The organism is Gloeocapsa sp. PCC 7428 (assembly GCF_000317555.1).
GTDB lineage: Bacteria > Cyanobacteriota > Cyanobacteriia > Cyanobacteriales > Chroococcidiopsidaceae > Chroogloeocystis.
Window position 1 is genome coordinate 4,513,307 of record NC_019745.1, and the last position, 14,093, is coordinate 4,527,399.

At 42.2% G+C, this 14,093-nt stretch carries 12 protein-coding genes; 2 read left to right on the forward strand and 10 right to left on the reverse strand.

Going from position 1 to position 14,093, the window contains the following annotated elements; genetic code table 11:
- Positions 1–79 precede the first annotated feature (79 nt).
- The gene (locus GLO7428_RS19850; RefSeq protein WP_041919374.1) at positions 80–943 is read right to left on the reverse strand and encodes a Tab2/Atab2 family RNA-binding protein; all 864 of its coding nucleotides are present in this window, start codon (positions 941–943) and stop codon (positions 80–82) included.
- 371 nt (positions 944–1,314) lie between these two features.
- Here GLO7428_RS19850 and GLO7428_RS19855 point away from each other — a divergent pair, with 371 nt between their 5' ends.
- On the forward strand, positions 1,315–1,578 hold the full coding sequence (locus GLO7428_RS19855) for a hypothetical protein (protein ID WP_015190365.1): 264 nt from the start codon (positions 1,315–1,317) through the stop codon (positions 1,576–1,578).
- 58 nt (positions 1,579–1,636) lie between these two features.
- Here GLO7428_RS19855 and GLO7428_RS19860 read toward each other — a convergent pair whose 3' ends face one another.
- From GLO7428_RS19860 to GLO7428_RS19880, 6 genes are all read right to left on the reverse strand, one after another.
- Positions 1,637–2,410: an SDR family oxidoreductase gene (locus GLO7428_RS19860; RefSeq protein ID WP_015190366.1), complete on the reverse strand. Its 774-nt coding sequence runs from the start codon at positions 2,408–2,410 to the stop codon at positions 1,637–1,639.
- 478 nt (positions 2,411–2,888) lie between these two features.
- Positions 2,889–3,839, reverse strand: coding sequence for a prolyl aminopeptidase (gene pip / locus GLO7428_RS19865; RefSeq protein WP_196797644.1), 951 nt, complete (start codon positions 3,837–3,839; stop codon positions 2,889–2,891).
- Entirely contained in the window at positions 3,788–4,072 is a 285-nt protein-coding gene (locus GLO7428_RS28015) for a hypothetical protein (protein WP_155823810.1), read from the reverse strand. The genes pip and GLO7428_RS28015 overlap by 52 nt, the downstream gene beginning before the upstream one ends.
- Entirely contained in the window at positions 4,054–5,079 is a 1,026-nt protein-coding gene (gene ilvC, locus GLO7428_RS19870) for a ketol-acid reductoisomerase (protein WP_339366840.1), read from the reverse strand. The genes GLO7428_RS28015 and ilvC overlap by 19 nt, the downstream gene beginning before the upstream one ends.
- Before the next feature lie 74 nt (positions 5,080–5,153).
- Entirely contained in the window at positions 5,154–5,921 is a 768-nt protein-coding gene (locus GLO7428_RS19875) for an SDR family NAD(P)-dependent oxidoreductase (RefSeq protein ID WP_015190369.1), read from the reverse strand.
- 217 nt (positions 5,922–6,138) lie between these two features.
- On the reverse strand, positions 6,139–7,014 hold the full coding sequence (locus tag GLO7428_RS19880) for a DUF6544 family protein (protein ID WP_015190370.1): 876 nt from the start codon (positions 7,012–7,014) through the stop codon (positions 6,139–6,141).
- 197 nt (positions 7,015–7,211) lie between these two features.
- On the opposite strand from GLO7428_RS19880, the gene GLO7428_RS19885 reads away from it, so the two are divergent.
- Complete coding sequence (locus GLO7428_RS19885) at positions 7,212–9,470, forward strand: FdhF/YdeP family oxidoreductase (RefSeq protein ID WP_015190371.1); 2,259 nt, start codon at positions 7,212–7,214, stop codon at positions 9,468–9,470.
- A gap of 312 nt (positions 9,471–9,782) precedes the next feature.
- Here the strand turns inward: GLO7428_RS19885 and GLO7428_RS19890 are convergent, their stop codons facing one another.
- The 3 genes from GLO7428_RS19890 to arsM form a co-directional block, all read right to left on the reverse strand.
- Positions 9,783–11,651: an alpha-amylase family glycosyl hydrolase gene (locus tag GLO7428_RS19890; protein ID WP_015190372.1), complete on the reverse strand. Its 1,869-nt coding sequence runs from the start codon at positions 11,649–11,651 to the stop codon at positions 9,783–9,785.
- A 294-nt stretch (positions 11,652–11,945) separates the two neighbouring features.
- Positions 11,946–12,944 (reverse strand): arsenosugar biosynthesis radical SAM (seleno)protein ArsS, encoded by a 999-nt coding sequence (arsS, locus tag GLO7428_RS19895; protein ID WP_015190373.1) that lies wholly within the window; start codon positions 12,942–12,944, stop codon positions 11,946–11,948.
- A 115-nt stretch (positions 12,945–13,059) separates the two neighbouring features.
- The gene (gene arsM / locus GLO7428_RS19900; RefSeq protein ID WP_015190374.1) at positions 13,060–14,028 is read right to left on the reverse strand and encodes an arsenosugar biosynthesis arsenite methyltransferase ArsM; all 969 of its coding nucleotides are present in this window, start codon (positions 14,026–14,028) and stop codon (positions 13,060–13,062) included.
- Positions 14,029–14,093: the final 65 nt, after the last annotated feature.

Here is a 14,093-nt window from a genome sequence, read left to right on the forward strand (position 1 = left end):
CTGAGTGTGGAAGTGGTAATGAAGCATTAAGCACTAAGCGATTGGCGATCGCTGGTACTTTTATGGCTCTGCAACCAATTTACGGCAGATTGGGTTCTTGTAATAGCCAAAATCCTGCAAAAGCTTCTACTTCTGGGTTTGCTTGGACTGCCAAAAAGTGAACGCCGTTAGCTTGTTGTTTAGCACTTTCAAAACCTTTGGCTTCTGCAATCATCTGGGGATCTTTGAAACTAGCCAAGATCCAGCTTTCCGTCACACCAGTTTCTAAGAGGAGTTGTGGTGTTTCTGTACTGTCAAACTTAATATTGGCTAACTCTAAACCCGACATCCACCCTGCTAAAGGCATAGCACGAGGAGATAACACGATCACTCCAGGAATTTTTGTTTCAGGTTTGACGCCTGCGATTTCTAGGGGAAAAGCTTCACCAAAACCAATTTCCCACTCTGGCATATCGGCAAATGCGGCAGCTTCTAGCGTCACAAACGCCCACTGTTGCCCGATTAAGGCATCAGGTAAACGTTGCGGTAGCGGTACTTCCATGCGTACCGAAGGATTTGTTGTGGCTTGATATCCTGGCTCATGCGGGTATACTTCCTCCATGCGTTGTTGCAGCCACTGATTTAACGCCAATGTCCGCCGACTCGGTTGCGCGGGAATTCCTAAATCTTCGCAAGCTTTCGTAATCATATTGTTCATCTGACGACGAAAGAAGCGAAACTTGACCGGAGACACTCCCGCTGCTGCGATCGCTTCTTCTAACGCGGTGCGCAACCAAACCGAGTTAACCTGCGTACTCGGACAATATTTAGCGAAGCGAAATAGCGAATCCGGTTTGGTACGGATATCTGTGAGACTCTCGCATACTAAAACTTCCCAAATTTTTTTTTGGTTCTCATCCAAAATTGGACGTGAGTAGAAATCAATTTCCCAGATACTGCCCATGCCTTGCCGTAAAAATATGGCTACTTGATTAGATCGTACAAGGTAATGAAGCGATCGCGACTTCATGATAGCAGAATCGAGCCTGCTGACTTTTCAGCAGTCATGTGCAGTAGTAGCAAGCTAGTAAACGGTACGTTGTTCGTTCCAATACTTCTGTTCGCTTTTAACCTCTGAGCATATACTGCATTACCAATTACATAAATATTTTTTACAAAAACCCACATTTTTTTGAAAAAAAGATATTTGAGATTGTTGTCAGTAGTTAGAAGCTTGAAGTTACAAATTCAAATGCGACAGAAATGCTTTCTTCCTTAATTCTGCGAAAAGTTTACGCATTTGAAACACACTTTGTACAAATTGGGAGTTGTGCAATGACAGTCATCACAGCCACACACACGTTCACCAGTAACAATTTTGAAACCATCGAGACAGCGTTTAATATTCCTCGTCGGAGGATTTGTGTCTTTCCAAGAGTACCATTACGCGTGAGAACTGCGTTTTTTACCACCGCGAACTCTAATAATGGTTGCATCAACTATGGTGGAACTGCCTCAATTGCTGTTCAACGGGTTCAATCTAAGGGTTTTCCAGGTCAAACCATCCAGATTGAGCAGAGTCTTCCTGTTGGAGGGTAACTATAATGATTACCTGTAGTAGCTCAACAACATACCTGTTTCAGTTCCGCAACGCCCACTACTCAGTATACCGATGAACCAGTGTCGCACTCGCTTGATCTGTTGCTAGAACGATTAATTCACTAATATTAACGTGCGGCGGACGGGTAGTGCAGAAATAGACGATTTCTGCAATATCTTCGGCACTCAGAGGTGTAATTCCTTGATAAACTTTATTGGCTCGCTCGACATCGCCATGAAAGCGAACTTGACTAAATTCAGTTTTTACCATCCCAGGATCTACCGAAGTCACGCGCACTGGAGTACCAAGTAGATCCATTTTCATACCTTCTGAGAGGGCTTTGACTGCTGCTTTAGTTGCACAGTAGACATTGCCACCAGGATAAGTTTGATGTCCTGCAATGGAACCAATGTTAATAATATGTCCGCGTCCGCGCTCGACCATTTTGGGAGCAAGCAAGCGCGTTATGTAGAGCAAGCCTTTGATATTCGTATCAATCATTTCTTCCCAATCTTGAATATCGGCTTCGTAGAATTTGTCTAAGCCTCGGCTTAAACCTGCGTTGTTAATCAAGATATCTATGTTGTGCCAAGGTTCAGGAAGCGATCGCAGTGCTGAGTTGACAAAGGTGCGATCGCATACATCTAATTGCAAGCAATAAACTTGAGTACCGTATTGCTTTAATTCTTGGGCTAGTTCTTCTAAGCGTTCTAAACGACGGGCTACGAGTACTAATTTGGCTTTTCCTTGCGCAAATGCTCTAGCACAAGCTGCCCCAATACCACTACTTGCTCCTGTAATGAGTACAATTTGGTCTTGAATTGAAGCCATGTTTTGTCATTTTCCTTCAGTTATATTTAATTTATAACGACGTCAACGCAAAATTGCTTTGCTAGCAGGGGTCAGAGGTCAGAGATCAGTTGACAGTGAAGAGAGTGTGGGAAAACTTTGTCAACTTTCAACTTAGCGTGTTCGATGTCCTAACTCTATTGACTAGGGCTTTAAAAGCCTAATTATTATATCGTTTGCATAATTGCGAATGGTATTTTTTATTTTGCCAACAGCTATTTAAAACTTGCTGTTATGTCATTACAATTTCTATTTCAATGAACTTAAAAAGCTGAATTAACTAATCTTTCGTCTCATATAACTAAAGATAAAGACAGGCAGTTATCATACTTCGATAGCAACTTTAGATAAAACAGAAAACATCACCTGACTAATTTTTCTAACTCAGCTTAAATATGCTTCGGCTATCATAGCCTTCTTACCAATTTAAGTAAGTAAAGGTGATTACAAAGTTAGTCAACTAATGTTCTACAAAATTGTCTGTTGCTGTAATTAAAGCACTGCGAATTCCTGGTTCGCTCATCGAATGTCCTGCATCAGGAACAACAATAAATTCTGCTTCTTGCCAAGCCTGGTGTAACTCCCATGCTGAAATCATCGGACACACAACATCATAGCGTCCTTGGATAATCACAGCGGAAATGTGACGAATTCGACTGACGTTGAGCAGCAATTGATCTTCAGAATCAAAAAAACCTTTATTAATAAAATAATGGCATTCAATTCGGGCAAAAGCGTCTGCAAAATTACTTTCCCCAAAAGTTTGAATCAAATTCGGATCGGGATATAATCTACTTGTACTTGCTTCCCATATTGACCAAGCACGGGCTGCTTTGAGCCGCGTTTGCGCATCAGAACTCGTCAAGCGCTTGTAGTAAGCAACAAGGAAATTATCGCGTTCAGATTCAGGAATTGGTTTAACGTATTCTTCCCAAGCATCAGGAAAAATGTTACTCGCACCTTCTTGATAAAACCAGTGCAACTCTTTTTGACGTAACAAAAAAATCCCACGGAGAATAAGTTCTGTACAACGTTCAGGATGCGTTTGGCTGTAAGCTAAAGATAAAGTACTTCCCCAGCTACCACCAAAAACCGCCCAGCGCTCAATTTTTAAGTGTTTGCGTAATTTTTCAATATCACTGACTAAATCCCACGTTGTATTTTCGCGGAGTTCTGCATGCGGCGTACTTCTACCGCAACCACGCTGATCGAACATGACAACTCGCCACTTGTCAGGGTGAAAATATTGGCGATAAAATGGCGGACACCCGCCCCCAGGTCCTCCATGAAGTAGAACTACAGGCTTACCCTGGGGATTACCTGACTCTTCGTAGTAAATCGTATGCAAGTCAGAAACCTTTAAGTTTCCTTCGTTGTAAGGTGCAACGAGTGGGTAAAGTTCTCGCATGATTCACGGGTTATGAAGACATTATCTATCTTAATAAAGAGAAGCCTAGCGACTAAGGTCGCGGCTTCAGGAACATAGACGCGTAGCGGCTTCCCGTAGGGTAGTCCACCTGCGTGGACTAACACAGGTTTTGTTTTTGTAGCTGCGGTTTCAACCGAATCAGCTTTCATCAGTGTTGTTAGACGATAAAGGAGTTGTAGTAAAAATAACGATCGCCCTAATCTTTCTTCATCCAACTGAACATAGCGCGTAGATCTTTACCGACTTCCTCAATTGGGTGTTCGGCTTCTTGACGGCGCATTGCGGTGAATCCAGGTTTACCCGCTTGATTTTCTAGGACAAATTCACGGGCAAATTGCCCTGCTTGAATTTCCTGAAGAATCTTGCGCATTTCTGCTTTGGTTTGTTCGGTAACGATTCTGGGTCCGCGAGTATAGTCACCGTATTCAGCAGTGTTAGAAATGCTATCGCGCATTTTAGCTAAACCGCCTTCTACAACTAAGTCTACAATCAATTTGACTTCATGCAGACATTCAAAATATGCGAGTTCAGGTTGATATCCAGCTGCAACCAGTGTTTCAAATCCGGCTTTAATTAATGCACTCAAGCCACCACAAAGAACCGCTTGTTCGCCAAATAAATCGGTTTCCGTTTCTTCGCGGAAAGTTGTTTCGAGAATACCGCCGCGAGTTCCACCGATACCTTTTGCGTACGCCATTGCGCGATCGCGTGCTTGACCACTCGCATCTTGATACACTGCAAACAACGCTGGTACGCCTTGTCCTTGTTCGTATGTGCGCCGCACTAAGTGTCCTGGTCCTTTGGGGGCGATCATCACCACATCTACATTGGCGGGTGGTACAACTTGACCAAAGTGAATGTTGAATCCGTGTGCGAAAGCAAGAACTTTGCCTTCGGTTATATTTGGTTCAATTTCGTCTTTGTAGACACTTTTTTGCACTTCATCGGGTAGCAAAATCATAATGAAGTCTGCGGCTGCGGCTGCATCACTAACCGAATGAACTTTCAGCCCTGCGGCTGCGGCTTTTGCTGCTGACTTGCTACCTGGATACAGCCCAACGATGACATTCATGCCACTGTCTTTCAAATTTAAGGCATGGGCATGACCCTGAGAACCATAGCCGATAATGGCAATTGTTTTTTGTGCTAAAAGATCTAAATTGGCATCAGTGTCATAATACATCCGAGCCATAGGGGCAACTCCTTCGGTCAAGTGTCTAATTACTGCAAATTTTTAATCTTACTCCAAAACTGACAGCCTAATTCGGATTGGTAACAACTCTATAAATAAAAGACCTATTGTGCAGTATAACCGCCATCAATGACTAATTCTGCGCCTGTGACAAATTTAGATTCGTCTGAAGCTAGGTAAAGAATACCATAAGCAATATCATCTGGATCGCCCATATGGCCAATCGGATGCAGACTGTCTAACTTTTGGCGTGCAGCTTCAGGATCGCCTTGTTGCTGAATAAATGACTCTACCATTGGTGTCCAGATAAAACCAGGATGCACCGAATTGACGCGAATATGATTTTTGGCATAGAGCAACGCATCGTTTTTACTCATTAGCCGTACTGCGCCTTTTGATGCATGATATGGTGGACTATCTGCCGCACCAACTAACCCGTAGATTGAAGATAAGTTGATAATACTACCGCCACCCGCATCAATCATCGCGGGGATTGCGTGTTTTGTGCAAAAGAATACGCCATTAACGTTAATCGCCATTAAAGAATTCCATTCTTGTTCTGTAATTTCGTGTGTCGGTTTATTGACTCCTGAAATTCCAGCATTGTTTACTAAAACATCTATTTTTCCCCACTTCTGGCGCACTTCTGTAAAAACTTTTTCGACTTCTGCTTCTTGAGAAACATCGAGGTGCCAGTAGGCGGCTTCGCCACTGTTGTTTATGATGTCTTCTACAAGGGTTTTACCTTGTTCGTTTAAGATGTCTGTAACTGCAACTTTAGCGCCTTCTTTTGCTAGCAAAAGGCACGTTGCTTTTCCAATACCAGCTGCGCCACCTGTGACGATAACAACTTTGTCTTTGACTCGATTCATGATAGATGCTCCTGATTTGTGGAGAGATGGAATATAGGGATGTGTAGTAAGCTTGTTTGGGTGATAGATTCTTTTTTGAAACGAACTACAAAGGCTCATAGACGCCCGCAGGGCTGCTTCTCGTAGAGTAGAACACGAAGGAAAGAGATAAAAAGCGATATTTTAAAACAATTAAGGAGGTTAGATTGAGTCTTTGTTTTGAATTTGTTGTGGGAATTTAGGGAATTGATGATGTCGTTCGTTGATGTAACGGTATCTCTTTAGGAATGCCTAGAAATTCTGCTTGTTCAAGTGTGGCTTGGAAGGATTCAAAATATTGTGTGCCGAAGTAGTAGCCTAGAATAATTTGTGAGGGAATGGTGTAGCCGTTGAAGGTGCGTTCGGCTGAAAATTCGCCACCCATAGGAATGTAAGTCCAATCCTTGTCTTTGGCAAGGTCGCTCCAACGCGGGAAAGAAAGCTTTTCGGGTTTACCGTCTGCGTCGATTGTTAGAGTTAGCGTGACAGGTTCGCTATCTACTTTTAAACTCGCTTGAATTGTATTTTCGTCAAGTGCTTGCCAATTTACATCATATTGCGGAAGTAAGGCTGAAGGTAGCCAGATAAATTCTGCGACTAATCGCGCGATGCTTGAGCGAGTGATGTTAGGGTTACTAGCATTAACTATGGGTAAAAGTTCCCACAGCGAAAATTGCACTTTACCTGTACCATTAGCACAAGAATCGGCTCCTTTAAATTGCAATAAACCGCGTCCTATTGTTGCTTGCCAAACGAAGCCTTTTACGGAAATAATTTCTTTAGCTCGCATCGGCAGCCAAGGTTGATCTTGCCCTGTTCTCAAGCTACCACTCATTTGTAAACGCACCGCAGTTGCCAGCGCAGTTCCTGGAGTTATGGCGTGTAAAAAGTAGCGCTGTACAGGTGCAGGTAATGTTGCGATCGCGTCTTGGGTAAAATATTTATCCTCTGGCGGAGTTTCTAGCGATCGCCACATTTGGTTTAGCTGTTGTTTTTGTTTGGCTTGCAAAATCGCGAGAATAACGAAGGCGATCGCTCCTAAGGCACCGATACTCAAATAAACTGTGGTTAACATCTCCCTTGCCTCTTTGATGGTTTGAGTCCTGGAAAGTTCTTGTTACCATCTCTGCGTACTTACTAAGTTAGGAAAACATCGTGAGGAATTTGTGAGGCGAAGGTACAAACTACTGTGAAAATCTATCTATTGATGAGTTCTCGCATTCTTGAATTTGCGCTACGGTCACAAGTAAAGACTTTTGCCGCTGTAGCTTTATGGATACTCATCCACAATCCAAACCACCGTTTCATGAAACTAATGAGGATACACCTGAAATAGGTGGTGGGCTACCTGTTATTGAGTATTGGGCAAAGCATACGCTATCGCCGGAAGGTTCAAAGCTGTGGAAAACGCTGTTTCATCATAGTGCTTGTTTATCCTGTTCTTGGGGTACAGGTGGGCAAAAAGGTGGATTTACGAACGAAGTCGGTGAAAAGTTGCAACGTTGCATGAAAAGTGTTGAAGCAATCTCAGCCGAAATTCAGCCTCCAGTACCAAAACATTTCTTTGAAACTCATTCAATTGTCGAACTGCAACAATTATCTTCGCTAGAAGCCGATCGCTTGGGAAGACTGAGTTTTCCAGTAATTCTCCGCGCGGGAAGTTCGCACTACGATCGCATTTCTTGGGATGAGATATATGCGATCGCTACCACCGCTTTTCAGAAACCACCCGAACGCGTTGCGTCTTATAGTTCGGGGCGTGGTTCTAATGAAGCGGCGTTTTTACTACAACTGATGCTGCGAACGCTCGGTTCTAATAATCTCGCAGATTGTTCAGATTTGTGTCATGCACCTTCCACAACCGCGCTTAAAGCGATGTTTGGCACAAACACCTCAATTGTCAGCTTAGAAAGCTTGAAACAAGCAGATTGTGTAGTATTGGCAGGCGCAAATTCTGCGTATAATCATCCTCGTTTGATGAATGAGTTGATCAAAATACGCGATCGCGGTGGTAAAGTCATTGTCATTAATCCGGTGATGGAAATCGGGTTAGTGAAATTTGGTTCGCCTGCATTTCCTGTCAAATCTTTGATTCCTGGTTCGGAAATTGCTTCACTGTATCTTCAGCCGATTCCTGGTAGTGATGTCGCATTGTTTGTTGGTATCCAAAAAGCGTTAATAGAAAAAGGATACATTGACCGAGCGTTTTTACAAGCACGCGCTGAAGGTTGGGAAGCCGTCATAGAAGACGCGCGATCGCTTTCTTGGGAAACTATCACCGCCACTTGTGGAGTTTCTCAACCAGAAATTGAAACAGCCGCAACAATCATTGGCACATCAAAGAATGTTGTCTTTGGTTGGGCAATGGGAATTACGCAACATACCAACGGCGTTGATAATGTTTATAGCATTGCAAACACGGCATTAATTAGCGGTCAAATTGGCAAAATGGGAGCCGGAGTGATGCCTGTACGCGGACATTCTAACGTGCAGGGCTTTGGTTCTATGGGCGTGACAGTCAAACTCAAGGAAGAAATTAAGCAGGCGTTAGAACAGCTTTTAGGGCGATCGCTCAACTTACCACAAGGGTATCATACCCGCGATCTCATCGAAGCCGCTGACGCAGGTAAGGTAGACACACTTATTTGTGTTGGCGGTAATCTTTACGGTGCAAATCCTGACTCGACACAAGCAAAACGCGCTTTAGGCAACATCGACACCATAATTTATCTTGCTACTAAACCAAACATCGGACACTTCCACGGACTCGCAAAAACAAATACGATTATTATCCCTGTTCTCAATCGTTTTGAAAACCCGCATAAAACAACAGTTGAATCAGGTAACAACTTCGTGCGACTCAACGACGAAGGTAAAACGCATTTAAAAAATGCCGATCTGATTTCAGAAGTAGAGTTTTTAACCGAACTCGCGCATCGATTACTGGGTGACTATCCTGTCGAGTGGCGTAAGATGCAAGATACGCGCTATGTACGGCAACTCATTGCAAAAACCATTCCAGGGTACGAAAAAATTGCAACTATCGATGACACCAAGGAAGAATTTACTATTTCTGGGCGGATTGTCACTGAACCTCACTTCAAGACGCCTTCAGGAAAGGCAAAAATGTTCGCAACACCATTGCCTAAACTTACCCTACCCGCACCCCAAGATTTTGGTGTTGAATCTGATAACTGTCTCGTTCTCGCATTAATGACAGGGCGCAGCTATTCACAACACAACACCGTTGTTTACAAAATTGGCGATCGCTATCGCGGAATGCCTCATCGCCACTGCATTCTGATGAACCGCATCGATGCTGAGAAAATAAATTTGGCACAAGGCGATCGCGTCACTGTACAAGGTGACGCAGGTAGGTTAGACAACATAGAAGTCATTTACGGTGCAGTGCGAGAGGGCGCGGCGTTGATGTTCTACCCTGAAGTGAATGTTATCTTCAAGGCAAAAACCGAGACGCGATCCGGTACACCTGCTTACAAGCGAGTGCCAGTGGTTGTTTATCCTAATTAGGATCAAACTAAGTAATAGTGCTTACATACTTCGGCTACCTTGTCAACCCCTACTCATCCGAACGATAGATGTCCGATGCTACAGGAAAAAATACACTATAACCAGTGACATCTATAGCTTTGTGGTTATCTAACGCAAGATGAATAAACTTTTGAATAATAGACTTTACTTGTGGGTAGGTGTTATTTCCTTTCTCGTGCTGTACTGGGTTGCAGCTAATGTATTTTTGTAAGCTACATAAAACAAACCTATCTTCATAGGTTTCTCTGCAATAATATCTTTTGTAAAGTCCACGCAGGTGGACTTTGTTTATTAAGTAGTGACTTCAGTCGCCAAGCTAGTCCAAATTCGCCCGTAGTTACCAGGAATAGTAATCCAAGTTTCCGCAAGCGGAACATCATGCAAGTTTTCCCCATGCAATTCCTCACGATAGTTTCCAGCAATGGGAAACCAAAACGGTACAGTTTGTGCAGTATCGCCAAAATTCAACGCTACTAAACTAAAAGCGTTTTGTTGGTAGCGGGAAAACAGCAAGACATTTTTGGAATGATAGCGCTCGTAATGATTGTAAAAGAAATGCTCCCCAGTACGAAAGTGCGATCGCTCGCGGCGAAGTTTGACTAATTTGCGCACCAGAGAAACGACACTTTTACCAATAGAATCGTAGAAGTAATCCCAACGTACAGGGCGAAACAGCATCACACGCCCAAAGCCTTGATCGGGAATATAATAGTTTTCGCCAAATTCTTGCCCTTGCCATAACATCGGAATACCGCTAGCTGTTAACATTCCAATGAGGTAAGGTTGAACTTTGTACCAGAGAGTGCGATCGCCTTCTCTGAGTAACTCATTATCGCGGTTAATAACGCCAAAGTTGCACACAAACCGAGAATGATCGTGATTCTCGATATATTGCAATGCAGTTTTTTGTACTGTGTCGTTGTTTGTTGTTAACGTTTGAGGATAATTCATCAAACCAAAGCGAAACCCTAAATTTGTTAACTCATCACGATTTCCTGAAGCAACGCCTTTCACTGCGCCTAGCGTCTCATTTTGCCAAGTACAGTTACTATAAGTTGTTGCTAAAATTTCTTGCGGTGCTTCTAATTGTTCTGCACACTGAATTAAATTAATTTTGCCATTCTCAAAAAATCTTTCCCAGTATCCGCCAGCGCTGTGTTTATCTTTGATGGTTTGATAAGTGTTAAAAGTTAAATTTGCATAACCTACACCTGTTGCACCATCCCAGTAGTTGGGTACGCAATCGTAGCGAAAACCATCAACGTGATATGTTTCCAGCCAGTGATAATTAACTGTATAGAAAAAGTCTTGGGTAAACTGACGATTAAAATCAGTACTTTCGCCGAAATAGTCTTTAGCAAAAGTTCCCATAAATGGATTTTCACGATAACCTAGCTGGCGATAAACGTAACTGTAAGGAAAACTGTCACTAGTATGACCATAAACTGCGTCTAAAATTACCGCAATCTTTCTTTGATGTGCAGCATCGATGAATCGTTGTAAATCTTTGCGATTACCAAATCTTTCATCAACTCCAAAGTAACCAATCGGTAAAAATCCCCAATCAACTGTCAGACCGACGTTAGAAACTGGCATGACTTCGATACAATTAATACCTAAATTGGCTAGATAATCAAGCTGTGCGATCGCACCATCAATGTCACCGCCAAACTCGGTAATCATGAGTTCATACAGAATCAAATCATGCAAGGCTGGAGTTTTCCACTCATTTTCTTCTATACTCCATTCGTAAGGTCGATATCCTAGTGTAAATGCAGAAAGTTTACCAACGCCAAATTCTCTGGCGAAAGGATCGATAATCCAATCAATTTCTGTGCGATCGCGATGTCTTAAGCAGTAGCGATAAACATATTTACCTTCGGTTCCCCACGCTGATTTCGGATGTTTTCTTTGTGTAAACGCCTCGCTTTTAATATCGACTTTAACCGACCAGTAATCACCGTATTCTGCATCAACTGAATGTGTTAATTCAAACTCATGCGGAAGAATATCTTGAAGAAACTGATCTTTCTCGTGAATAATTTTTAACCACAGTTGATATTCATCACTTGCAGATACCCAAGGAAGAAACAACCCAAATTCGACAACGCCATCAGCAATTTCTCTAGCGCCTAGCTTATCTAAAGGTAAAAGTTTCATAATGCATCTGATTTAGATAGAGACAAACCTATCTACCAAATCTCTATGCAGTTTTTCGGAAGATTCTTCAAAAATAAGCAACTTAATTCAAGACTTTAAATCGTATTTTTCTACATAACTTTAATATTTGTAAGTAAGTTTAACCGAGAAATAGCTTGTCAATTGAAACTGTAATGACGAAAGCAAAGCCTATGTTTACAAGTTTTCATAAGCCTTACCTGAGTTAGTCCACGAAGGTGGACTAAGTTTATTAAGCTGCGACTTTAGTCGCCAAGCTCAAAACATAAATTCCTTCTATTCTTCAATTAAAGCGCCACCACAACTCGAACCCGATCCGGCGGTACAAGCATAACAATAAGGTGCTGTTTGAATTTCATCAATTAAATCTAAACTTCCCGCTTCAAGGAGTTTAGCAACGTTTAGCACTTCACCGTTACGAGTTTTCGCAGGTAAATTCATCATTTGATTGAAGTCACAATCGTAAATATTTCCTAGATAGTCCACAGATAATTCACTACGACACATCAAATGCTCTACAGTACCTGAATTAAAATTACTTTCTAAAAACTTTAAATAAGGGCTGTAAAGTTTTTGCCGTTGCAGATAACCAGCAGTCCTACCTACAGGTAAATTTGCGATCGTAAAGAGGTGGTTAAACACAATTCCAAAATGTTCTTGCAAGAACATTTTATAAGTTTGTTCTAGTTTACCTTGGTCTGGAGGTAAGGAAAACTTTTCTTCACTCGTAGGTAATTGTGGATTAAAGACTAAGTCTAAAATTAGATTTGGTGCTTTGCCATATCCGAGTTGATTCAGCCACTGTAAAGCTCGAATTGATGCATCGAAAACGCCAGAACCGCGCATCTTATCGACATTATCAGATAGATAACAAGGCAGTGATGCGACAACATGAAGTTGATTTTGAGCAAAAAACTCTGGTAGATATGTAAATCTTGGCTCAAAATAAATGACTAAATTAGAACGAACAATAACTTCTTTTCCTGTACTTCTTGCGGCTTGCACTAATGGTTTAAATCCATAGTTCATTTCTGGTGCGCCACCAGTCAGATCGACAATTTCAATCTCAGGAAAATTTTGAATAACTTGAATGAGTTGTTCGCAAACTTCGGGAGACAGTTCTTCAGTACGTTTGGGTCCTGCTTCGACATGGCAATGCATACAAGCTAAGTTACAACGCTTACCCAAATTAATTTGTAGTACTTTGATTTTGCTTTTAGTTAAAGTTGAGCAAAGCTTTGATTTGAAGGGTGTTACTGATAGAGTTTGTGTCATGATTGTGTGAAAATATTATGGATAGCTTTGCGACTGAAGTCGCAGCTTTATAGACTAAGCCCACCTCCGTGGGCTAATTAAATTTTCTATAAAACTATGAAAATAGGTGTTGCAATCAACAGCAACCACCACCGACGTAATGCCAAGTTGATTCGGTAATCATAACTTCTTGTTGTAGCAACGAGCCGAGTTTAGCTGCGGTTTTATCGCAGACAACGGCTGGTACTCCACGTTGTAAAATGTGACCGTTAGCGTCATCAAAAAACTCTTCTTTGCCGCAATATATAGCGGTTTTACCGGTAAAAATACACGCTCCATCTTCGGGAATTGGTACTTTAAAAGCGACAGAATCGAGACTTTCTAAAAGTAAATTTGCTTCTAAATTGTAAGTGTCGCGATCTAACAATCGATAAGGACGACGCGCCCGAATTTCTACTTGACCAAAGCCAGCATCAACGATTTTTTCAATATACTGTTCGTAAGTAAGTGCGCCTGATAAACACATTGCGCGTAATCGCTCGTCTTGTTGTAGATGTGTAGGAATAGGACGAGTAGCGATCGGGTCACTCATTTGCAATCTTCCACCAGGTTTTAACACTCGAAATGCTTCTTTGAGTGCTTGCGAAAGGTCGTCTGGTGCAAAAATATTAAATAAACAATTCTGGGCAACGACATCAACCGAAGCATCCGCAACGGGTAAACTAAAGGCATCACCTTCGCGAATCTCGACAAAGCTAGAATCAAACCAAGAGTTCTGTTGTGCAGCAATCTCTAAATTCCGCTTTGCAGCCAAACGCATTGCTGCAACAGGTTCTACTGCAATCACGCCACCAGGACGACGCGAGAAATAGGCAAACTGTAAAGCTTCTAAACCACCGCCTACACCAACATAAAGTACCGTTGGTTGATTGACGAGTTCAGCCGGATGAACTGTCGTTCCACAACCATAGTTCATTTCTTGCATTTGCGATGGAATCTTGAGTCCAGGAAATTGCAAAGGACTGCTTTGCACGCAACAAAGCCCAACTTCAGGAGTTTCGGCAACTTCACTATAAAATTGCGCTGCGGTTTCTAAATAGCTCATTCACTTTCAACTGTTCCAGCGTTTTAATTCTAGCGAGGACAGCAATCATGAAGTATATAGAAATG

Coding starts and splice junctions, on each gene's coding strand:
- GLO7428_RS19885 (WP_015190371.1), top strand. CDS start 7,212: ATGGATACTCATCCACAATCCAAACCACCGTTTCATGAAACTAATGAG.
- arsS (WP_015190373.1), bottom strand. CDS start 12,944: ATGACACAAACTCTATCAGTAACACCCTTCAAATCAAAGCTTTGCTCA.
- GLO7428_RS19855 (WP_015190365.1), top strand. CDS start 1,315: ATGACAGTCATCACAGCCACACACACGTTCACCAGTAACAATTTTGAA.
- GLO7428_RS19890 (WP_015190372.1), bottom strand. CDS start 11,651: ATGAAACTTTTACCTTTAGATAAGCTAGGCGCTAGAGAAATTGCTGAT.
- GLO7428_RS19860 (WP_015190366.1), bottom strand. CDS start 2,410: ATGGCTTCAATTCAAGACCAAATTGTACTCATTACAGGAGCAAGTAGT.
- GLO7428_RS19880 (WP_015190370.1), bottom strand. CDS start 7,014: ATGTTAACCACAGTTTATTTGAGTATCGGTGCCTTAGGAGCGATCGCC.
- GLO7428_RS19875 (WP_015190369.1), bottom strand. CDS start 5,921: ATGAATCGAGTCAAAGACAAAGTTGTTATCGTCACAGGTGGCGCAGCT.
- arsM (WP_015190374.1), bottom strand. CDS start 14,028: ATGAGCTATTTAGAAACCGCAGCGCAATTTTATAGTGAAGTTGCCGAA.
- GLO7428_RS19850 (WP_041919374.1), bottom strand. CDS start 943: ATGGGCAGTATCTGGGAAATTGATTTCTACTCACGTCCAATTTTGGAT.